At 64.4% G+C, this 19,546-nt stretch carries 17 protein-coding genes and 1 tRNA gene; 8 read left to right on the top strand and 10 right to left on the bottom strand.

Annotated elements, in window-relative coordinates; genetic code table 11:
* Positions 1 to 53 precede the first annotated feature (53 nt).
* From ACTU6U_RS02500 to ACTU6U_RS02490, 3 genes are all read left to right on the top strand, one after another.
* Positions 54 to 126 (top strand) — tRNA-Arg (locus tag ACTU6U_RS02500).
* Between the two features lie 71 nt (positions 127 to 197).
* Positions 198 to 482, top strand: coding sequence for a hypothetical protein (locus ACTU6U_RS02495; RefSeq protein ID WP_443467570.1), 285 nt, complete (start codon positions 198 to 200; stop codon positions 480 to 482).
* 39 nt (positions 483 to 521) lie between these two features.
* On the top strand, positions 522 to 2,021 hold the full coding sequence (locus ACTU6U_RS02490) for an L-serine ammonia-lyase, iron-sulfur-dependent, subunit alpha (protein WP_443467569.1): 1,500 nt from the start codon (positions 522 to 524) through the stop codon (positions 2,019 to 2,021).
* Positions 2,022 to 2,025: 4 nt separating this feature from the next.
* Here ACTU6U_RS02490 and hrpB read toward each other — a convergent pair whose 3' ends face one another.
* The 3 genes from hrpB to ACTU6U_RS02475 all read right to left on the bottom strand — a co-directional run bounded on the left by hrpB (position 2,026) and on the right by ACTU6U_RS02475 (position 6,939).
* Positions 2,026 to 4,587 carry an ATP-dependent helicase HrpB gene (gene hrpB, locus ACTU6U_RS02485; RefSeq protein WP_443467568.1) on the bottom strand — a complete coding sequence of 854 codons (2,562 nt, stop codon included), beginning with the start codon at positions 4,585 to 4,587 and terminating at the stop codon, positions 2,026 to 2,028.
* A 192-nt stretch (positions 4,588 to 4,779) separates the two neighbouring features.
* Positions 4,780 to 6,411: an SPFH domain-containing protein gene (locus ACTU6U_RS02480; protein WP_443467567.1), complete on the bottom strand. Its 1,632-nt coding sequence runs from the start codon at positions 6,409 to 6,411 to the stop codon at positions 4,780 to 4,782.
* 99 nt (positions 6,412 to 6,510) lie between these two features.
* Entirely contained in the window at positions 6,511 to 6,939 is a 429-nt protein-coding gene (locus ACTU6U_RS02475; RefSeq protein ID WP_443467566.1) for a MarR family winged helix-turn-helix transcriptional regulator, read from the bottom strand.
* Positions 6,940 to 7,368: 429 nt separating this feature from the next.
* Here ACTU6U_RS02475 and ACTU6U_RS02470 point away from each other — a divergent pair, with 429 nt between their 5' ends.
* Entirely contained in the window at positions 7,369 to 8,253 is an 885-nt protein-coding gene (locus ACTU6U_RS02470; protein ID WP_443467565.1) for an aminoglycoside phosphotransferase family protein, read from the top strand.
* Between the two features lie 233 nt (positions 8,254 to 8,486).
* Here the strand turns inward: ACTU6U_RS02470 and ACTU6U_RS02465 are convergent, their stop codons facing one another.
* Positions 8,487 to 8,834, bottom strand: a complete 348-nt coding sequence (locus tag ACTU6U_RS02465; RefSeq protein WP_443467564.1) for a winged helix-turn-helix transcriptional regulator — start codon at positions 8,832 to 8,834, stop codon at positions 8,487 to 8,489.
* Positions 8,835 to 9,003: 169 nt separating this feature from the next.
* Here ACTU6U_RS02465 and ACTU6U_RS02460 point away from each other — a divergent pair, with 169 nt between their 5' ends.
* The gene (locus ACTU6U_RS02460) at positions 9,004 to 11,100 is read left to right on the top strand and encodes a HelD family protein (protein ID WP_443467563.1); all 2,097 of its coding nucleotides are present in this window, start codon (positions 9,004 to 9,006) and stop codon (positions 11,098 to 11,100) included.
* A gap of 392 nt (positions 11,101 to 11,492) precedes the next feature.
* Here the strand turns inward: ACTU6U_RS02460 and ACTU6U_RS02455 are convergent, their stop codons facing one another.
* Entirely contained in the window at positions 11,493 to 13,742 is a 2,250-nt protein-coding gene (locus ACTU6U_RS02455) for an ABC transporter permease (RefSeq protein ID WP_443467562.1), read from the bottom strand.
* 136 nt (positions 13,743 to 13,878) lie between these two features.
* On the opposite strand from ACTU6U_RS02455, the gene ACTU6U_RS02450 reads away from it, so the two are divergent.
* Positions 13,879 to 14,532, top strand: a complete 654-nt coding sequence (locus ACTU6U_RS02450) for a TetR/AcrR family transcriptional regulator (protein ID WP_443467561.1) — start codon at positions 13,879 to 13,881, stop codon at positions 14,530 to 14,532.
* 560 nt (positions 14,533 to 15,092) lie between these two features.
* On the opposite strand, the gene ACTU6U_RS02445 is transcribed toward ACTU6U_RS02450, so the two are convergent.
* The 3 genes from ACTU6U_RS02445 to ACTU6U_RS02435 form a co-directional block, all read right to left on the bottom strand.
* Positions 15,093 to 16,136 (bottom strand): hemolysin family protein, encoded by a 1,044-nt coding sequence (locus ACTU6U_RS02445; protein ID WP_443467560.1) that lies wholly within the window; start codon positions 16,134 to 16,136, stop codon positions 15,093 to 15,095.
* A complete protein-coding gene (locus ACTU6U_RS02440) occupies positions 16,129 to 17,496 on the bottom strand; it encodes a hemolysin family protein (RefSeq protein WP_443467559.1) in 1,368 nt (455 codons plus the stop codon). Before ACTU6U_RS02440 ends, ACTU6U_RS02445 begins: the two co-directional genes overlap by 8 nt.
* 94 nt (positions 17,497 to 17,590) lie before the next feature.
* On the bottom strand, positions 17,591 to 17,839 hold the full coding sequence (locus ACTU6U_RS02435) for a hypothetical protein (protein WP_443467558.1): 249 nt from the start codon (positions 17,837 to 17,839) through the stop codon (positions 17,591 to 17,593).
* On the opposite strand from ACTU6U_RS02435, the gene ACTU6U_RS02430 reads away from it, so the two are divergent.
* Positions 17,805 to 18,242 carry a hypothetical protein gene (locus tag ACTU6U_RS02430; RefSeq protein ID WP_443467915.1) on the top strand — a complete coding sequence of 146 codons (438 nt, stop codon included), beginning with the start codon at positions 17,805 to 17,807 and terminating at the stop codon, positions 18,240 to 18,242. The two genes, ACTU6U_RS02435 and ACTU6U_RS02430, sit on opposite strands and share 35 nt — an antisense overlap.
* On the opposite strand, the gene ACTU6U_RS02425 is transcribed toward ACTU6U_RS02430, so the two are convergent.
* Positions 18,209 to 18,433: an SDR family oxidoreductase gene (locus ACTU6U_RS02425; protein ID WP_443467557.1), complete on the bottom strand. Its 225-nt coding sequence runs from the start codon at positions 18,431 to 18,433 to the stop codon at positions 18,209 to 18,211. The genes ACTU6U_RS02430 and ACTU6U_RS02425 overlap by 34 nt on opposite strands.
* Between ACTU6U_RS02425 and ACTU6U_RS02420 the strand changes: the two genes are divergently transcribed.
* A complete protein-coding gene (locus ACTU6U_RS02420; protein ID WP_443467556.1) occupies positions 18,432 to 18,908 on the top strand; it encodes an NUDIX domain-containing protein in 477 nt (158 codons plus the stop codon). The two genes, ACTU6U_RS02425 and ACTU6U_RS02420, sit on opposite strands and share 2 nt — an antisense overlap.
* On the opposite strand, the gene ACTU6U_RS02415 is transcribed toward ACTU6U_RS02420, so the two are convergent.
* Positions 18,881 to 19,546 (bottom strand): response regulator, encoded by a 666-nt coding sequence (locus ACTU6U_RS02415; RefSeq protein WP_443467555.1) that lies wholly within the window; start codon positions 19,544 to 19,546, stop codon positions 18,881 to 18,883. The two genes, ACTU6U_RS02420 and ACTU6U_RS02415, sit on opposite strands and share 28 nt — an antisense overlap.

Raw genomic sequence — 19,546 nt, 5'->3', positions numbered from 1 at the left:
CTTCGTCATGTATTCTTGCTGAGGCCCGTTTGAACGAAGCAGGCCGAGAGAATGCGCCACTAGCTCAATGGATAGAGCATCTGACTACGGATCAGAAGGTTAGGGGTTCGAGTCCCTTGTGGCGCACACTGTGTTGAGACAGTAGTGAACCCCCGTCGCGAAAGCGGCGGGGGTTTTTAGTTCGATATGCTTCTCAGGTGACTGACACCGAACAACTGTCGGCCCAACGGGTCAGCCATGTGGTCGCCTTGGTGGCCGGATTAGTCGCGATACTGGCGTTCTACGTCATTCCCAGCGGTGTCGTCGGCTACCTTGTGGTGATCGCGGTGAGCGTCGTTGCCATCGTCATCGGCCATCGCTCTGTCAGCCGCCGCGGCCCCCTCCTCTGGATGGCGATCCTCGGCCTCATCCTGGCGTACCTCGGACTGGTCGTGTCCGTGGGTGTGCTCGTCGTCAGACTCATGCGGATGTTCGTCGGCTGACGTCGGCTGCCTCTCAGACGACAGCGTTAGCCTGGTGGTGTGACTGCGTACGTCTCGGCCTTCGACCTGTTCTCCATCGGGGTGGGGCCGTCGAGCTCGCACACAGTCGGTCCGATGCGGGCAGCTCTCGATTTCTCACGCCGGCTGGCCGGTGAAGCAGCACTCGAGGACATCACCCGGGTGACCTGCACGCTGTACGGATCGCTCGGCGCCACCGGCATCGGCCACGGCACGCCGGATGCTGTGGTCGCTGGCCTGCGCGGACTCGAACCCGAGTCGTGCGACCCCGCCGACGTGAGCCGTGCGTGGACGTCGTATCCCGAGGGGGAGAGCCTGCTCGTGGCTGGTGCTCATGCCGTGCCCTTCGCCAAGGGCGATATCGAGTTCGCTCCGCGCACACGGCTACCGGGGCATCCGAATGCCATGACCTTGCGCGCGCATGCGGCTGACGGCTTGTCGCTTGTCGAGCATACTTACTACTCGATCGGCGGAGGATTCATCCGCCGCGACGGCGAAGAGGCGCAGATCGCCGCCGGCGGGTTCCCGCTCAACTATCCCGACGCGGCGTCTCTGATCACGATCTGCGATGAGCGCGGCATCACGATCGCCGACGTCGCTCGGGAGAACGAGATGTCACTGCGATCGGAGGCCGAGGTCGCCGCAGGCCTCGATGCGATCTGGGACGCGATGGCCAGCTGTGTGGATGCGGGTCTGCACGCCGACGGCGTGCTCCCCGGCATCCTCAAGGTCAAGCGCCGCGCCGGCGCGCTCCGTGAGCAGCTCGACGGGATCGAAGCCCACGGGTCCGCTGCGATCCCCGGAGAGTGGCTCGGCGCGTTCGCGCTCGCGGTCAATGAGGAGAACGCGGCCGGCGGCCGGGTCGTCACGGCGCCCACCAACGGCGCGGCCGGCATCCTCCCCGCGGTCGCGATGTACTGGTGGCGGTTCCTGGCCGACTCCGGACTCGGGTCAGGAAACGCCGTCACCCCGTATGGCGAGCTCGTCGGCAGCGCCCTGCTCGGATTCTCCGGCGCTTCACGCAGGGAAGCTGACTCTTCGACAGAGATCGATTCCGTCGCCGTTGCCGAAGCGAACAGACGCCGCGGCATCCGCAGGTTCTTGCTCACCGCAACTGCACTCGGGTCGTTGTTCAAAGCGAACGCGTCGATCTCGGGTGCCGAAGGCGGATGCCAGGCGGAGGTCGGCTCGGCCTGCGCGATGGCTGCCGGCGGGCTCACCGCGGTGATGGGCGGCACGACCCGGCAGATCGAGAATGCCGCTGAGATCGCGATGGAGCACCATCTCGGCCTCACCTGCGACCCGATCGGTGGGCTCGTGCAGATTCCCTGTATCGAGCGCAATGCGATCGCGGCATCCACCGCTGTGACTGCCGCGCGTCTCGCGCTGCGCGGCGACGGCGAGCACTATGTGTCGCTGGATGCTGTCGTGGAGACGATGCGGCAGACCGGCGCAGACATGTCGACCAAGTACAAAGAGACCAGCGAGGGCGGTCTCGCGGTCAACGTCATCGAGTGCTGAGCGCCTACTCGCGCGTGGCGCGCTTAGTGGTATGCCGCGTCGGTGCCGCCTGCCACGGGTCTTCAGGCCACGGATGCTTGGGGTAGCGGCCGCGCATCTCGGCGCGCACCTGCGAGTAGGGGCCCGACCAGAACGAGGCGAGGTCATCCGTCACCGCGAGCGGGCGCCCGGCGGGGGAGAGCAGGTGGAACAGCACCGGAACGCGTCCACCGACGAGCCGCGGGGTCTCTGCCCATCCGAAGCACTCCTGCAGTTTGACGGCGACGAAGGGTCGTGCTGTCGGGTCATCCAGCGGCGGGTAGGTGATGCGGGCGCGCGATCCGCTGGGCACCTCGAGTCGCTCAGGGGCGAGAGAATCGAAGGCGGATGCTGCTGGCCAGGGCAGCAGGCGCCGCAGAGCGCTGGCGAGATCGACGCGGGCCGCCGGCTGACCGCTGGCGAGAGCATCGAGTTCTGGGCGGAGCCAGGTCTCGAGGTCATCGAGGAGTGCTGAGTCTGAGACATTCGGCCAGGGCGATCCGAGTATGCGGTGCAGCAGGGCAAGGCGGCGTCGCAACTCATCAGCGGCATCCGACCAGGCGAAGACGTCCAGGCCATGGCGTGTGAGGGCTCGGCGCACGGCGGCCCGCCCGCCCATATCGGCCTGCGCGCGCACCGGAACCGACGCCTGGACGATCGCTCCGATGCGGCGCTCGCGACGTGCGACGACGCGTCCACCGGTGAATTCTGCCTCGACACGGTCGGTGCGAAGGTGACTTGCCGCGAACTCGGCCTGCTCTTCGGAAATCGCTGCGGTGGCGCGGATGACCGCCCCGGTGCCTGCTGCCGCGCGTCCCTGCGCTCGAGTGACATCGGCGACCGCGAGCCATTTCGCGTCGGCGAGGGGGCCCGTGATCCCCGCGCGGGTTCCCGAGGCCAGCAGAAAAGTTGCTCCGCTCGCCGTGCGCTCCACTCGCCGTGCGATCCGTTCGGGAAAAGCGAGCGCGACGATCAGGCCGACGTCGTCCGTGCTTGCTCCGGTGCGGTCATCGTTCGCGAACGACGCGTTGCGCAGCAAACGCGCGACCTCCTGCGTCCAGCGGCGCGATTCCGGTGCCCTGCGTTTGCGCAGATCGACGAGAGCCGAGGCGATATCGCCACCTGTGACGCGGATGTCTCCGCCGATCAGCGCGACGACCTCGGCGGCGAATCGGGCGCCGACGAGCGGTGTGCCGTCGCGCAGTGCGCGAGCGAGCCGGGGATCGGTCGGGATGCGGGCGAGCTCTCGCCCCTCGTCGGTCGCGCGCCCTTCGTCGTCGATCGCCCCGATGCTGTACAGCACGGCGGTGGCATCGCTCAGGCTGTTGGCGGGGAGCGGATCGAGCATCCGCAGTCCTGCGCCGCCGGGCGACCCCCAGCATGCCAGCAGCAGGGCCGCATCGGTGAGATCTGCGGTCGCGATCTCGGGAGCGGGACGCGCGGGAGCTGCCGCGAAAGTGCGCTCGTCGACGCAGCGGATGACGGTTCCTGGGCCCTGTCGCGTCGCGCGTCCGGATCGCTGGATCGCTGAGGCCCGTGAGGTGGGCACGGTGACCAGTCCGGTCATGCCGCGGGCGGCATCGCGCTGCGGAGCGCGAGAGAGGCAGGTGTCGACGACCATCCGGACGCCGGGCACGGTCAGAGACGATTCGGCCAGGGAGGTCGTGACGATGATGCGTGGCGGTTCGGCCGGCGCACGCCCGCTGATGACAGCATCCTGGTCGCGCGCAGGCATCTGCCCGTGCAATTCGCGGACGTCGAAGTCGCGGCCAGCCGTGCGGATACGCTGCGCGATCTCGGCGACCTCACGTGCACCGGGTGCGAACACGAGGACGTCGGCCGCAGGATCTGCGCCGGTCAGTTCTCGCGCAGCGGATGCCGCGACGCCAGCGACATGATCAAGGAAGCCCCAGGTGACGCCGCGCTCATCGAGACGCGGAATCGGGCTGGGTGCCCAACGCTCGTGGAGCGGATGCTGCGGCACGGTCTGCGTGACGATTGGAGCGGGCTCATCGGTGCCCAAGACAGCGGCGATCCTCTCGGCGTCCAGCGTCGCGGACATCGCGACGAGCGTGAGGTCATCACGGAGTTCGCGCACCTCGGTGAGCAGCCCGATCAGCAGGTCGGTCTCGAGGGCGCGCTCGTGCACCTCGTCGATGACGACTGCGTCGACTCCGTCGAGCCCAGGGTCGCTGAGCAGGCGCCGCAGCAGCACTCCGGCGGTAACGAACTCGATCTGCGTCTCTTGGCTGACGGAGCGCTCGCCGCGGACGGTGAAGCCGACCCGGGTGCCGAGCCCGGAGCCATCGAGTTGTGCGAGCCGGCGTGCGGCGGCGCGGGCGGCAACCCGTCGGGGCTGGGTGACGATCACCCGACCGTGCACACGGTTCGCGAGCAGCGGGGGTACGAGCGTGGTCTTTCCGGTGCCGGGCGGCGCGCTGATGACCGCGGCCCGGCTTCGCCCGAGCGCAGAGTCGAGGTCGCCGACCGCGGCGGCGAAGACCAGGCCTGCGCCGATCGCGGCGATGTCGAACGGGATGCTGCTCACGTGTCTATCTTCGCCTCTCGCCGCGTCGGGGCGGCACCTTCGGCGTGTGGTGTGGGCGGTGTGGGGTGCCAGGCGAGATGAAAATGGACGGCTATGCGCGCTCATATCCGGCGCAAAGCATCTGGCATGAGTGGCGACCGGGCACGAAGAAGGCGTCGACGCGGACGAATCCGGGTCGACGCCTTCTGGGGATCACTCCGAGGCGGCCTGCGTCGAGGTAGGAGCAGATGCCGATGCTGCGGTCTTGGTCTTCGGCGCCTTCGCAGGCTTCGACGCTGCGGTCTGGGCATTGGTGATGGTCTGGGCGCCCGCGATGCCGTCGCCGATGCCGCGGCCGACTGCCTGGCCCTGGATGATGGCGGCGAGGTCGAGGCCCGTCGCGGAGCTCACGCTGTCGAAGACCGACTTCAACGCCTTCGCGTTGTCGGCGCCGACGACGTTCGATGCGCCGTCTTCGCCGGAGCTGCCGATGATCGACACGTTGCCGATCGTGGCATAGCCCTTGGCGAACTCGCTCATGATCGACGGCAGCACATCGAGTACGCGCTGCGAGAGGAAGGCTTCCTGGTTCGAGGCGATGGCCTTCGCCTCTGCTTCGGTCGCGGCAGCGCGAGCTTCACCCTCGGCGCGAATGGCATCGGCTTCGGCGTTCGCGCGCAGGCGGCGGGCTTCTGCCTCGGCGTCGGCGAGAGCACGCAGGGCGTTGGCCTCACCGGTGGCCTTGGACTCGGCTGCGGCGGCCTCACCGGCGGCGCGGGCGCGGTCGGCCTCTGCCTGCTGCTCGGCAATGCGGGTGCGTGCCTCGGCCTGCTTGACCTGCTCGATCGCGGCGGCCTCAGCAGCACGCTCACGCGTATAGAGATCTGCCTGGGCGCGGGTCTCGGCTTCGTACCGCTGTGCGTCGGCGACGCGCTTGACGTCGGCATCCAACTGGGCCTGGCGATTCTCGGCGTTCTGCTGCAGAACGGCCTGCTCTGCCTGGGCGCGGGCGAGGTGTTCGGCCTGCTCAGCCTCGGCGCGGGCGCGGCCGATGCCGGCGTTCGCGTTCGCGGTGTTCGTGTCGAGAGCCGTCTGCTCGACCAGGTTCGACTCCTGGTTGGCGATGATCTTCTGGTTGATCGCGCGGTCGGCGTTGGTCTGCGAGATCTCTGCCGACTGACGCTTCGACTGGATCTCCGGCGCACCGAGTGACTGGATGTACCCGACCGCGTCGGTGATGCCCTTGATCTGGAAGGAGTCGAGGATCAGCCCCTGCTCGGCGAGCTCGTGAGAGACGTCGGCGGCGATCTGGTCGGAGAACTTCTTGCGCTCGCGCATGAGCTCGACGACCGAGAGCGTCGCGACGATGCCGCGGAGTGCACCCTCGAGCTGTTCGGTGGTGAACTGTTCGATCGCGGCATCCTGCGAGGCGAAGCGCTCTGCGGCGCGGCGGACGTACAGCGGGTCGGAGCCGATCTTCACGATTGCAACACCATCAACGTTGAGCGTCACGCTGTCGAGTGACTGCGCTTCGGCGTTCAGCGACACCTGACGTGATCGCAGCGAGATGATCTCGTGGCGCTGGGTGATCGGGTTGACGAGCGACTTGCCGTTGACGATGACGGTCACAGGCGAGTCGACGCTCTCAGAACTGCTCGTGCCATCGGCGTTGATGATCGCGCGCTGCACTCGCTGCTTGCGTCCCGAGATGACCAGCGCTTCGTCGGCGCGGGCGACCTTGATCCAGCTGCGTGCGAACAACAGCACGATCAGCCCGACCACGATCAGGACGACGACAGCGATGCCGACGAGAACCAGAATGCCGATAGCTCCGGCGATCTCCATGTAAGTTTCCCCCTCCGGTAGTCCGCTCGTGCGCGGACTGCACACACGACTATGCCAGAGATGGTGTCGCAGCCGTTGGGCCTCGGGGAATCTGTGGGATCAGCGTCCGCGGAGCTTGTCTGTCAGCTTTCGCAGCTCGCAGAGCTCTTCATCGCTGAGAGGGGACATGCGTTCGGCGATGGAGCGACTGTGGGCGGTGGCTACCTCGCGAAAGCTTCGCGCTCCGGCATCCGTCGCGGTCAGCACGGCCCCGCGACCGTCTTCGGGGTCGGAGGTTTTCGTGATCAGGCCGCGGCCGACCATGCGGTCGACGAGGCGCGAGACGCTCGGCTGACTGATGAGCATGTTCGTCGTGACGTTGCGCAGTCGCGCGGTCATGTTCGGTGCACGAGTGACGGTGAGGAGCACGTCGTACTCGGCTTGGCTGATCGGCGTGTTCTCGAAGTCCGCAGCCATCGCCATGAACAGTTCATGTTGCGCGCGGAACAGGCCTTCCCACGCCTCGAGCGCGAGTTTACGGTCCGTCATGACACTAAGAGTAACGGAATGGTGAAGGGCCGGTCGGAGAGGCTCCCGACCGGCCCTTGTCCCTTGCACCAAGAGTGTCCTGCAATCACATGCGGTGAATGCCACAGCAAACATTCACCGTGTGATCACTGTATAACGGCGCGGTAACGAATGCAACGGTTTGGTTACGGAATCTTTTCGGATGCTCTGTATCCGATCTCACGAAAAGTGTCGGATTCTCAGGAAGGGTGTCGGAGCGTCTCACGAAGGTGGCGCGTCTGTATTCGTGGTTCCGCTCGTCGGCATCGCTTGGTAAGCGATGTTCGGTTGGCGGATGGTGCGGCGCGCCAACGAAGTGCGAGGCGACCGGGGTCACGACCGACAACGATCAGTTTCGGGCGTTTGCGCGAATCTCCGAATGCTCGCGGGGTCGTCTAATAAGCTGGCGCGATGGCCGCCGCTTCCGAAGAGATCACTTCTTCGTTGGTTCGCTCCCTTGTGTCGGAGCAGTTCCCTCAGTGGTCGGAGTTGCCGATCCGCCCGGTGGAAGTTCAGGGGTGGGACAACCGCACCTTCCGGCTTGGTGACCGAATGACGGTCCGCCTCCCGAGCGCTGACGGCTACGTCGCCGGCCTAGTTCGAGAGGAGAAAACCCTCGCGATCCTCGGCTCCAGCTTTCGCGTCGCGACCCCCCGCGTAGTAGCGACCGGGGCCCCCTCGGCGGCATTCAACCGACCTTGGTCCGTTCGCGAGTGGATTGAGGGGCACACTTTAACCGCGGTTGAAACGCGCGAGCGAGCGAGCGCCATCAGTAGCTTGGGCGACGCCCTGAGGGAGTTGCAGGCCTGCGACACGGTCCACGGCCCATGGGCGGGAAGCGCATCTGCTTACCGCGGCTGTCACATCAGCGCGGTTGGCGAGGAGATACAGGGCCGGCTCCCGCTCCTGGCCAGACGCCACGCTGAGGGATGTCGGGAACTCTGGGAAGCGGCCGTGGCCACAGTGTGGACCGAGCCGCCGGTGTGGGTCCATGGCGATGTCGCGCCAGGCAACATGTTGTTCGACAGCAGCGGCCAGTTGGCGGCGCTTATCGACTTCGGACAGACGTGCGTTGGAGACCCCGCCTGCGACCTGGCCTTCGCATGGTTGAGTTGCAGCTCTCGCGAACGTGATCGACTGCACGACCGGCTAGAGCTACCGGAGGATGCATGGTTGCGAGGAGCGGCATGGGCGCTGTGGAAGGCCCTCATTAGTTCCCCCGAAGAGATGCTTACCAAGTACGGGCGCTCACGTGATGCCGTGCTGAGCGATGTGGCCGACCTGACGACGGCATAAGAACGATGCTCTTTTCCCGTGCCTCCCACTAACGATCGTTTACGGCGTAATCCAGAGCCAGGGCTCGGAATGCTTGCCACAACCGTTCGTCATAACCACCAAACGGCAAGGTTTCCGGCTGATCTCGCGGAGACGCACCAGTCTGTTCCGCAAACGGCGTGGGGGATGGCACCTGTCGCGAAACCTATGGGTTCGAGACGGGGAGGTTGCGAGACACATCGAAACCCGTAGGTTCAGTTTCGCGGCAGTTCGACCTCGAGGTTCTTTACAGCCCATATCGCGAGGTCGTCCAGAACGGGTTGAACATTCTCGCCTCGCTGTGAGAGGCAGTAGGCGATGTGGACAGGGCGTGCTTGCGTTTCCGCTCGCTCGATGAGTCCCGCGTTGGTGAGGTCGACGAGGCGATCGGAAAGAACAGAGTCCGTGATCGCTCCAACCGCTCGTCTCAAATCTGTGAACTTCATGGGACCCCCGCGGAGGGCGGCAAGGATTCGACCGTTCCACTTCTTGCCCAGAATGCCAAAGGCTGTCTGCAATCCGGCGTCACGTTCAGTGCTCACGAGGCGCGATCGGATTGCCATGGCTTGAGCGTAACTGAATTTGACACGATCTGCTACGAGATACCTAGTACTAGGTTTTTCCAAGTGGTGCTGATTTACTAGTGATCTTGCCCAATTGGCGGTTCCGACTTCCGCCATGTTTCCGCCGTTTAGCGGGCGTTGCTGGGGCAAGAGCATTGAAGGAGACCCGGTGCTGAACGAGACTGTTTCGCCTCTCGATACACGCGAAGCTGCGATCACCGAAGAGCAGGACTACCTTGACGCCACCCTCGCGCGCCGAGCAGAGATACTTCACTATTTGAACACCGAGCTGTCCACCTCCGTGCATGACGCAGTCGGCCACGCCCGCCGCCAAGGAATGGTTCGCCAGCGCACCGAGCTGACACATGCCGAGAACGGTTTGATCTTCGGTCGTCTTGACGCTCTTGATGGCACCACCCTACGCATCGGTCGTGTTGGAGTTTCGTCAGCAGCGGACGACGCTGATCCAATGGTCATCGACTGGCGCGCACCAGCGGCAAGACCCTTCTACATGGCGACACCTGTCGAGCCCCTTGGACAGGCGCATCGCCGACACATCCGCATTGAAGGCACCACCGTCGCAGGGGTGGACGACGAACCGCTAGACGGTGAGAGCAGCAGCGGGCTGGTCGGTGAGGGCGCGCTGTTCAGCGCCCTGTCCGAGCGACGCACGGGACAGATGACCAGCGCCGCAGCCACACTCCAACGCGAGCAGGACGAGATCGTGCGCGCGGGGGTTCGGGGACCGCTGGTGGTGCAGGGCGGCCCAGGCACGGGCAAGACGGTTGTCGCGCTCCACCGGGCCGCGTATTTGCTGTTCGCAAGCCCGCAGCTCGCCGCACGCGGCGTGCTGACGCTCGGACCATCACGACGCTTCCTGGACTACATTGCCCAGGTGCTCCCTGCTCTTGGCGAGACGGCCATCGTCGCGGCAACGCCGGATACACTCATCCCCGGAGTGGCAGTCACTGCAGATGAGCCGCGCATCGTCGAGGGCATCAAGGGGCGCGCCCTCTGGCAACCCGCCCTCGAGCGATACGTGGCTGCGCGCACACCCGAGGGAACGCTTGTCATGCTTGGCTGGGAAGGCGAACAATACGAAATCCCCGCGGACCTGGTGGAACGCCTCATCACGACCGCTACGTCCGGGCGCAGCTACCATGCCGCCCAGAGGTGGTTCTACGAGCAAATGCACGATCGACTTACTCACGCGATCGCCGAGCGGTTTGAGGACATTTTCGCGAGAATTGACGAGGGCCTCGAAGGCGTCGTACACGCTAGGACCAGTTTCCAGAAGGTGGACCGCGACGACGAAGGTAGCGAGGTCGACGGCGTACTCACCGAGCAGGAGCTCGACAAGCTCCGCGATGAAATCGCCGACAACCCCCGCGTAGCCGCGGCCCTCGCGGACATCTGGCCGACCCTGGATCCCGCAGCGGAACTCCGCCGCCTGCTGGACGATGAAGAACTGCTCCAACAGTTCGTCCCCGAGCTAAGCGATGACGAGCGACGGGCCGTCGTCGCCACGAAGACCGGATGGGCAAGCAGCGACATTCCCTTGCTCGACGCCATGTCGGACCTGATCGGAGAGACCGTGGTTCACCCGACGTCTGACACGTTCCTTTCAGAACGGGCCGCAGCGCGCCGCGACTGGATCTACGGACATGTCATCGTCGATGAAGCGCAAGAACTGTCCGAGATGCAATGGCACATGGTTGCCCGGCGAGCCCCACAGCTTTCCATCACCGCGGTGGGTGACATCGACCAGGCCGAAACGCCCCACGAGCACACAACATGGGCGCAAGCGGTCACCGCCGTCTTTGGCGAACGCTGGACCCAAGCGAAACTCACCATCGGCTACCGGACGCCAGCCGAAGTCATGGCGCTCACCGGCCCCATCCTCAAAAAGGCCGGCAGCGTCAACGAGCCACCAAACGCTGTGCGCTTCTCCGGTGTCGACCCCTGGGCACGAGACGTCGCCGAGTCTGAACTGGTCGCCGAGATCACCCAAACCTACGAAGAACTCACCGAACGCTGGGCAGGCGGCACGATCGGCGTCATTGCCGCTGCCCCGAGAGTACTTGAGCTGCAGGCCGCGCTGCCAGGAATCCCGGTCATCACTGCCACCCAATCCAAAGGTCTGGAATGGGACGCCACCCTCGTCATCGATCCCGACGGCATCGCCGCCGAACCACGCGGCTGGAACCGTCTCTATGTGGCACTCACTCGTGCAACCCAGGAACTTGGCCAGATCAAGGTCCGCTAAGAATCGAGCTCCCCCCATTCGCCATGAGGAGGCTGGAGAAGCGCCCGGAAGCGATCGTTTTCGGTGGAATGACGATCTTGGTCCAGGTGCGGGCAGACACGCCGATCAGGTAGCTGCCGATCCCCCCTGCCGGAACCTGTTGCACCGAAATGGTCCGCCGGATGTTTGCGGCAGGTTGGCGGAGACGTCAGGGCAAAACGGGACTACCGACATGCTTCGTGAGAAAAACTGGCGGCCTCGGCGTCACAGCACTCACCCGTTTTTCAGGGGTGTCGCGTCTCACCGACTGACAACTTTCATGAGATCGGACATCAAGTGTCCGATCTCACGAAAAGTATCGGAAGGTGCGGCCCGGCGAGTTTCGGTCTCCCGCGGATCGGTGGTTTCGAGACTCAGAACGTTGCTGGTTCTGGTGCTCGTTCGTCGGCAATCGCCGCTCCATCGGCCACCTCTGTTGAGGGGAGAATCAGCTTCTCGTCTGTCGCTGGGACTGCAGGCGTGGGCAGAGCTGTGGCCGATGGTATCGCGAGGCCACCGAAGTCGTGCTCGGTGCGGACCGGCTTGAGCGAGTCGATGACGAACACCAGTGCGAGCGAGATCAGGCCCCAGAGGCTCAGCACCTGGAGATGGTGCGTGACGACGTCTCCGTTGAAATACAGGATCGAGCGTACGGTCTCTGCGGCGGCTGGCATCGGAAGGAAGTCGTACAGTGTGCGGAACCACTCCGGTGCCATGTATATGGAGAGGGCGGCGTTCGAGGAAGGGACGCCTAGGAGCATGAGTATGCCGACCACGGGAATGGTGGCGAGCATGCCGATGAGGCGCTCCAGAACCAGTGCGAACATCGCCACGCTGAAGATCGCAACGATGCCCGCACCCCAGAGGGCCAGGAAGTGACCCTCGACGGCCCCGGTAATGGGGCCAGCGATGAGCCATAGGACCGCTGACATGAAGACCGCGTAGATCCCAGTCAGTGGCAGCATCCTGCGCAGTGGACGTGTGGCCGGTGCCGCGTTGGCGCCGACGACGACGACCATGAATCCCGCGAGAATCCATCCCATCGCGATGTACATGGTGACGATGCCTTGACTGTCAACGTCGGGGAGGGGCGCGACGTCGTCGATCTTCAGCGGCATCTGTTGTGCCGCGGCTACCTGGTTGAACGTGGCAGCGACGACCTGATATGCGCTGGTGCTGCCGGCTTCGTTCGCGATCAGTGTGAACTCGGGTGAATTCTGGGAAGGCAGCACGAGTCCGGCGACGAGGTCACGGTTCTCAACGAGGGTGGTCACCTCTTCCTCATCGATGGCCGCGTATGGGGCGAACGCGAAGAGACCGCTCATGTTCTCCTCGAGTCCCGCGATCGTCTCTTCCGCCTGCTCGACTGTGGCGCCAACGACGGCGACAGGCATGTCGCGCGGGGTCGGTTGATGCATGGCGCCGAGCATTGTCACGATCATCATGATGACCATAGCCAGAGGGAAGAACAGCAGGGAGAGGTAACGCCAGATCTTGTTCTTGGGGCGCGGCCCGCCATGTAGAGAAGGCATGCTGACGTCGGTCGGCACGCCTTCCGGGTGTCGGCGACCTCGGAACTTGTCCCATGCGGCCGTGGCCAATAGGCCGGCGACGGCTCCGATGGCCAGTACGAGCAGGTACGCGGCCACGCCGACGCCGTCGAAGTAAAGGACCGAACGCATGGCTTCACCGATGGCGGCCATGGGCAAAATATCGTGCAGGAACCCGAAGAACGACGGCAGCATGTGAACCGAGATGCTCATGTTCGATGCCGGCATCCCGAGCACCATCAGCAAGAACATGCCTGCGATGACACCGAGTGGGCCGAACACACGCGTGATGAACAACTGCACGCAACTGACAGCAAACACGCCCAGCCACGCCACGCCCAATACTCCGACGTAGTGATCGCTCGTCACGACACCGAGCGCCGGGCCGGTGACAACCCACACGAGGCCTGCGATCAGCGCGGCCCAACCGGCCAATAGCGGGACGATCCGGCGGAACTTCAAAAGCTCGGGCGAGTTCGAACGCAGCACGCTGAACGGGAGGTATCCCGCCATGATCAGCGCAGTGGCCAGGAACATCGCACCCAGCCCTGCCATATCGTTGTCGGGCAGTGGTACGAGGTCCTCGGCGGTGACGGTCAGGCCTTCGGCGAGAAGTGCCGGTGTGACCAATGACGTGACTACCGTGGCCTGGGTTGCTCCGGATGCGTTGGCAGTGTAAACAGTCGCAGCGGAGCCGTCGATCACGATGGCGCCGGCGACGTCTCGGGAGATGACCTGTTCGCGAGCGTCAAGTGCAGTATCGGCACTCTGAACCGCGACAGCACCCTCCTCCGCCTTTTCCAGCGCCTGCGTGAGCGATTCGGTCGCAGAGCTGGACCCGACGACGGCGATCGGCATGTCGTGCGGCGCAGGGGAGTGCATCGTGGCGAGGTACCCCGTGATCATCATGCCCACGATGATCAGCGGCATGATGAAGATCATTGCCGTGCGCACGATCCCCTCTGCCTTCGCGCGCTGGGCCGCCTTCGCATCCGTGCCGTCTTGGATCTGAGGATCCGGCGTATGTTCGGAGTCCTCTCGGGCTTCCTTGCGGGACAGAGGTGGTGTTGTCATAGGTTGCGCTCCTGGGGTGATGTCGGTCGTCGGCGTGATCATCATCGACCAGGACCACGCAATTCTAAGTCACGTGACTTAGAGTTGTATGATGAATCATGCACACACTCAGTGCATTCATAGAGATCGGGGTGGCATGGCGCGAAGCAGCCTGGCGCGCGAGGCTCTTATGAACGCCGCGGAAGAGCTGTTCGCAGCGTTCGGTGTCGACGCCGTCTCGAGCCGCCGTGTCGCAGAGCGCGCAGGCGCGTCGAACCACTCCGCGGTTGCCTATCATTTCGGAACCCGCGAGGACCTTCTCCGCGCTCTGTTGCGCCGCCACGCGGAGGCTACGTCCCGCGGGCGCGATGCGCTTATCGCCGAGCTCGGCGCGGAACCGAGCGCCCATGACATCCTGCGTTGTCGGCTAGTGCCCTACATCGACCTGCTGTCATCGTTGCCACGCCCTAGCTGGCATGCACAGTTTCTCGCGCAGATGGGGACGACTCCTTCGACGACGGAGATGGTCAGGGTGCACGTCGAGGAAACGGGTGACAACAGCAATCTCGCTGTCAGGGTATTTCCTGCGGAGGGGATATCGGACGAGGTGAAGCGCGCGCGATCAGCCGTCGTCGGACAATTGGTGCTCCGAGCGTGTGCTGACTATGAAAGACAGCTGAACTCTAGCGCGGAGCCCGCCGATTGGGCGGGTATGGCGAACTTCCTCATAGATGCATGCGCAGGAATGCTCACCGCACCTGTCACCCACCCGCAGGAGGGCTTCCTTCCGACAAGTTCCGCGCTCGTCTGATCTTGCCTGGCTCACCGCGACGAAAACTCTACGACTCCGAGGCGCTGCATGACAAAGTCCCGATCCGCGTCCGGGGGAAGAGGGTCGGCCAGGCCCCAGATGAGCGCGCTGCACGGTTGAAGGAGTGCGTGTACATCACAATCACCGCGCTCGCTGTTGTTCTGGCGATGTTGTCGCACGCCACAGGGCTCGCCGCCATGTCGGCCATCACGACGCTGTTGATTGTTGTGGCTGCGGTCGATAGGACGCCGGTCACCCAGCGTGCTCCACGAACTGATCACGAGCGGGATTTCGACATCGCTTCGGGGAGCGATCTCCACGGTACCTTCCGCGGTTTGTATTTGAGGGGCGCCCTCAAGCACGTAGAAGAACTGCGTCGCTGTGTCTTGGCGCCCAGGGGGACATTCCGGACGGCGCCTCACCATGCCCTCTCCATCGTCAGATGCGATGGCTACTCCACGGCCGCTATCCGACGACGGCCTCCCGAGCGTATGGACGAGTGAAGGTCCCCACCGTGCGGGTGGGGACCTTCAAATCTGGCTCGCCGATGCTCTGTCAGATCACTCGGCTCCTGCGGCCGCGTTTACTTCACCCACGAGTACTTCGAGCACGTCTTCAAGGAAGAGCAGACCCGTGACCTGACCTTCCGCGTCGAGTGTCTTGGCGACGTGTGCTCCTCGGCGCCGCAAGACAGCCATGGCGTCTTCGAGCTCCGCATCCCTCGACACTGAGAGGAGGCGTCGAAGCCGCTTCTCCGGAATGGGGGCGGTGAACAATTCCGGACTCATGAGATCCATGACGTCCTTCATATGGATGTAGCTTGAAGGGTCACCCGACTCGTCGGAGATGACGTAGCGCGAGAAGCCATGCTTGATTACAGCCTCCTGCACATCAGTCGGTCGAGCGTTCACTGGTAGCAACACCATGCCCTCGAGCGGCACGTCCACGTCGAAGACGCGCTTCTCCGTGAACTCGAATGCCCCGGCAAGAGTGCCTGATGCGTCACTTAGCGTTCCCTCACGGGTCGACTGCTCGACGATGCCCGCCACCTCATCGAGCGTGTAGGTGCTCGTCGCTTCGTTCTTCGGCTCGACTTTGAAGAGCCGGAGGATGCCGTTCGCGATGCCGTTGAGGCTCCAGATCACCGGGTTGAAGATCTTCGAGACCACGACAAGGGGTGGTGCGAGCAGCAGCGAAGCGCGATCCGGGACCGAGAACGCGAGGTTCTTCGGGATCATCTCGCCGAACACGACGTGCAAGAACGTCACCAGGACCAGCGCCACCACGAATGCGATCACGCTGATCGCCTCTGGGGTCAGTGGTGTCAGCCCGAGCGGGATCTCCAGCAGGTGGTGAATCGCGGGCTCCGACACGTTCAGGATGAGCAGCGAGCACACGGTGATGCCCAGCTGGCTGGTCGCCAGCATGAGCGTCGCGTGCTCCATCGCCCACAGCGTGGTCTTCGCAGCCCTGCTGCCGCGCTCTGCGAGGGGCTCGATTTGCGAGCGCTTCGCCGAGATCACCGCGAACTCAGCGCCGACGAAGAACGCGTTGCCGATCAGGAGAACGAACAGCCACAGGATTCCGGGCAGGTACTCACTCATGAGTCATCTCCTCCTTCAGCTGTTCGACGGTTCGGTCGTGACGGCTCATCGTGCTCGCATCCCTGTCGGGGTCATTCGGGAGATACCGCACACGCAAGATGCGCGTACCGTCGATGTGCTCGACACGAAGAGTCCCCGTCGCGATCGTGATCTCGTCGCCGAGCTCCGGTAGTCGTTCGAGGGTGTCGGTGATGAAACCGCCGATCGTGTCGTAGTCGCCGTGTTCCGGCACCTCGATCGACAGGCGATCGAGGAGCTCGTCCGGCCGCCACGAGGCATCGAACGTGACCGAGCGACCGCGTCGAGTGAATCCGGTACGGTGCCGGTCATGCTCGTCCTCGAGTTCACCCACGATTTCTTCCACAAGGTCTTCGAGCGTCACGACACCGGCGGTGCCGCCATGCTCATCCACGACGACAGCAACCTGGTGCCGCTCGGCGCGCAGAAGCGTCAACAATGCGGATGCGCCCATCGACTCCGGCACCCGGAGGGCTTCGGTCTGCAGGGCTCGAGCAGTGATGGATGCCTGCTCCGGGATCGGAACCGCGAACGCCTGCTTGGCGTGCACGAAACCGGTGACACTGTCGGGCGTCCCGTCGATGACCGGGAACCGCGAGAACCCAGTCGCAAGCGAGAGCGCGACAACCGCGGCAGCGGTGTCGTCTATGCCGACACTCGCCATGCGCACGCGGGGCGTCATGACATCCGAGGCGTCGTGCTCAGCAAACCGGAGAGTCCTGCGCAACAACACCGCATCGTCCGCTTCGAGCAAGCCGGAGAGCGCGGAGTGCCGGATCAGATACGAAAGCTCGTCAGCGCTGCGCGCGCCGGAGAGCTCCTCCTTGGGCTCGATACCCATGGCCCGGATGATGGCGTTCGCGGTGTTGTTCAGCATCAGAATCAAGGGCTTGAAGACCATCGTGAACGCCGCCTGGAACGGAATGACGACCTTCGCCGTGGCGCGCGGTAGCGCGAGCGCGAAGTTCTTCGGCACAAGCTCGCCGATGATCATCGAGAACAGCGTGGCAAGCACGACCCCGACGATCGTGCCGACAACCGGCACCAGTCCCGGGGCGAGGCCCGCAGAGCTCAGAGGCCCCGAAAGGAGCGAGCTCACCGCTGGTTCGAATGTGTATCCCGTCAGCAGCGTAGTGAGCGTGATACCGAGCTGCGCACTGGAGAGGTGCGTCGATGTGATTCTCAGGGCCTTGATGGTGGGCCCGAGTCGCTTCTCTCCGCGGCTTTGCCGGTTTTCCAAATCGTTTCGGTCAAGGTTGACGAGTGCGAACTCGCTCGCGACGAACAACCCGGTTCCGACTGTCAGAACGAGGCCGATGCCGAGCATCACCCATTCGTTCATGCGTGGCGCCTCCCGACTGTGGCGGACGCGTACGCGGCCGGAACATCAAGAGGCTTGGGACTATGACTAGGGGGGTCTTCCATAAGGCGAAATTCTAGACGTTGAAAATTTGAGTGAGCATCCGTCTGGTCGATGTCTCGGGTTTCGTGCCGTGGACGACCGCTGCGGCTCGGACCGCGGTGAGAATGAGGATGATGTCGTGAACGGTGAAGTCGGATCTGACTGATCCATCGGCGCGGAGCCTGCGGGCGAGCTGCTCGAGGCCTCGCGCCGTGTGAATCCGGAAGCCGGTCAGCGCTTCGAAGGAGGTGTTGCGGGAACTGGCCGCCACTATCGGGGTCACCCACGCAGCCCCGCGCCGGTACTTCGCCGGCAGGCTGGAACTTCTCGACGCGCTGGCTGTCGAGGGCTTCGTTCGGCTCGGGGCAGGCTTGAGGGAAGCTGCGGAGGCGCCGTCCGAGCTGATGTTCGCCCACAAGCACGGAGCAGACGGCGAAGCTGTGGGTGTTAGCGCCGCGGCCGCATTTGCGCCGATATCGCAGGTGTTTCACCGATGTGCGGCTGAGGATCTGCTCCTAGGGCGAAAGCCTGAGCGCGTTGCTGTGACATTCCTCGCCACTCTCCGGGGACTCGCGGGTCTCGTCAACTGCGGCGTCATCCCCACAGGTCACTTTGACGACCTGATCGAGGAGGCAGTTGCGCAGACGAATCTTCAGAAGCGGGCGGAGAAGCCGCCATCTGCGTGAAGCAGCTGCCCGCTGATCCAGCGGCCTTCTTCTGAGATGAGGAAAGACGTCACGCTCGCGATGTCACTGGGCGTTCCCCTGATTCGAGGTCGCTGGTCACGACCTCCCTGCGGCGATGCTGTTGGCGCGAGCGGCTCCGGTGACAAGCACGAGTGGCATGAGTCGAGGCTAGCCGAGGATGATGGAGGCATGACGATCGCTCGCTCCTACATCCGGGTGAAAGCCATGCTCATCGTCCCGAGCGCTGATGGCGCCAGGCATCTCGTCAGCGTCAATGCTCCCAGCCTCGAGAATCCGGTGGGGTTCCACCGACTGATCGGGGGCAGCGTCGAGCTGGGCGAAACGCATCGGGAAGCGATCGTCCGCGAAGTGGACGAGGAACTAGGCGCGCGCATCCTCGACCTCACCCACCTTGGCATCGTCGAGAATATCTTCCGGTTCAATGGCGAACTCGGCCACGAGATCGTCGCCCTGTACTCGGGGCGCCTGGATCCGGTGATAGCCGGCGAGGGCGGCACGCTCACTGAGTCCGACGGCTCGGTCGTCCCTGTCGTCTGGCGGCCATTCGATGACGCCGACGTGACGATGCCGCTGTATCCCTCCGGCGCGAACGACTGGATCAGCACATGGGAAGAGCTCTACGCCCCCACGACGCCGAGTTCATAGGCGCGGATCACGGCTTCCACGCGATTGCGCAGATCCAGTTTGAAGAGCACTCGTCCGACGTGCGCCTTCACCGTCGAGTCGCTCAGATGAAGATTCGCGGCGATCTCGCTGTTGGTCAGTCCGCGACCGATGAGCGCGAAGATCTCGCGCTCGCGTGCGGTCAGCGCTGACAGGGCGTCATCGGCGTCTTCCTCACGAGGGCTGCCCAGATGGGGAGCGGCGGCCTCGATGAGCTTCGCGGTGATGCGGGGCGAGACGACCGCGTCGCCGGCATGGACCGCGCGAATCGCCGCGACAAGACCGTCCGGCCGGGTGTCTTTGAGAAGGAAGCCTGCGGCCCCTGCATGCAGCGCACCGAAGGCGTACTCATCGAGGTCGTAGGTGGTGAGCACCAGGACACGCGTATCGGGATGCCGGCTCGTGATCTGCCTGGTCGCCTCGATGCCGCCGATACCTGGCATCCGCACGTCCATCACGACGACATCAGGCTGCAGTCGCTCGGCCGCCCCGATCGCTCTTGCTCCGTCATCCGCTTCGCCGACGACGACCATGCCGTCGGTCGCCTCGAGCATCAGTCGGAAGCCGTAACGCACGAGTTCCTGGTCATCGACGAGAAGCACCCGGATATCGTCTGTCAT

The sequence above is a fragment of the Microbacterium zouquanmingi genome, from assembly GCF_052266695.1.
Taxonomy (GTDB): domain Bacteria; phylum Actinomycetota; class Actinomycetes; order Actinomycetales; family Microbacteriaceae; genus Microbacterium.
Note: the sequence above shows the minus strand (reverse complement) of the source record. Positions and strands in the feature narration are given on the sequence as shown.

Excerpts from the sequence above, each read along its gene's own strand:
- ACTU6U_RS02480 (WP_443467567.1), bottom strand. The coding sequence starts at position 6,411 with ATGGAGATCGCCGGAGCTATCGGCATTCTGGTTCTCGTCGGCATCGCT.
- ACTU6U_RS02475 (WP_443467566.1), bottom strand. The coding sequence starts at position 6,939 with ATGACGGACCGTAAACTCGCGCTCGAGGCGTGGGAAGGCCTGTTCCGC.
- ACTU6U_RS02470 (WP_443467565.1), top strand. The coding sequence starts at position 7,369 with ATGGCCGCCGCTTCCGAAGAGATCACTTCTTCGTTGGTTCGCTCCCTT.
- ACTU6U_RS02465 (WP_443467564.1), bottom strand. The coding sequence starts at position 8,834 with ATGGCAATCCGATCGCGCCTCGTGAGCACTGAACGTGACGCCGGATTG.
- ACTU6U_RS02455 (WP_443467562.1), bottom strand. The coding sequence starts at position 13,742 with ATGACAACACCACCTCTGTCCCGCAAGGAAGCCCGAGAGGACTCCGAA.
- ACTU6U_RS02450 (WP_443467561.1), top strand. The coding sequence starts at position 13,879 with ATGGCGCGAAGCAGCCTGGCGCGCGAGGCTCTTATGAACGCCGCGGAA.
- ACTU6U_RS02445 (WP_443467560.1), bottom strand. The coding sequence starts at position 16,136 with ATGAGTGAGTACCTGCCCGGAATCCTGTGGCTGTTCGTTCTCCTGATC.
- ACTU6U_RS02440 (WP_443467559.1), bottom strand. The coding sequence starts at position 17,496 with ATGAACGAATGGGTGATGCTCGGCATCGGCCTCGTTCTGACAGTCGGA.
- ACTU6U_RS02420 (WP_443467556.1), top strand. The coding sequence starts at position 18,432 with ATGACGATCGCTCGCTCCTACATCCGGGTGAAAGCCATGCTCATCGTC.
- ACTU6U_RS02425 (WP_443467557.1), bottom strand. The coding sequence starts at position 18,433 with ATGCCTCCATCATCCTCGGCTAGCCTCGACTCATGCCACTCGTGCTTG.
- ACTU6U_RS02415 (WP_443467555.1), bottom strand. The coding sequence starts at position 19,546 with ATGACAGACGATATCCGGGTGCTTCTCGTCGATGACCAGGAACTCGTG.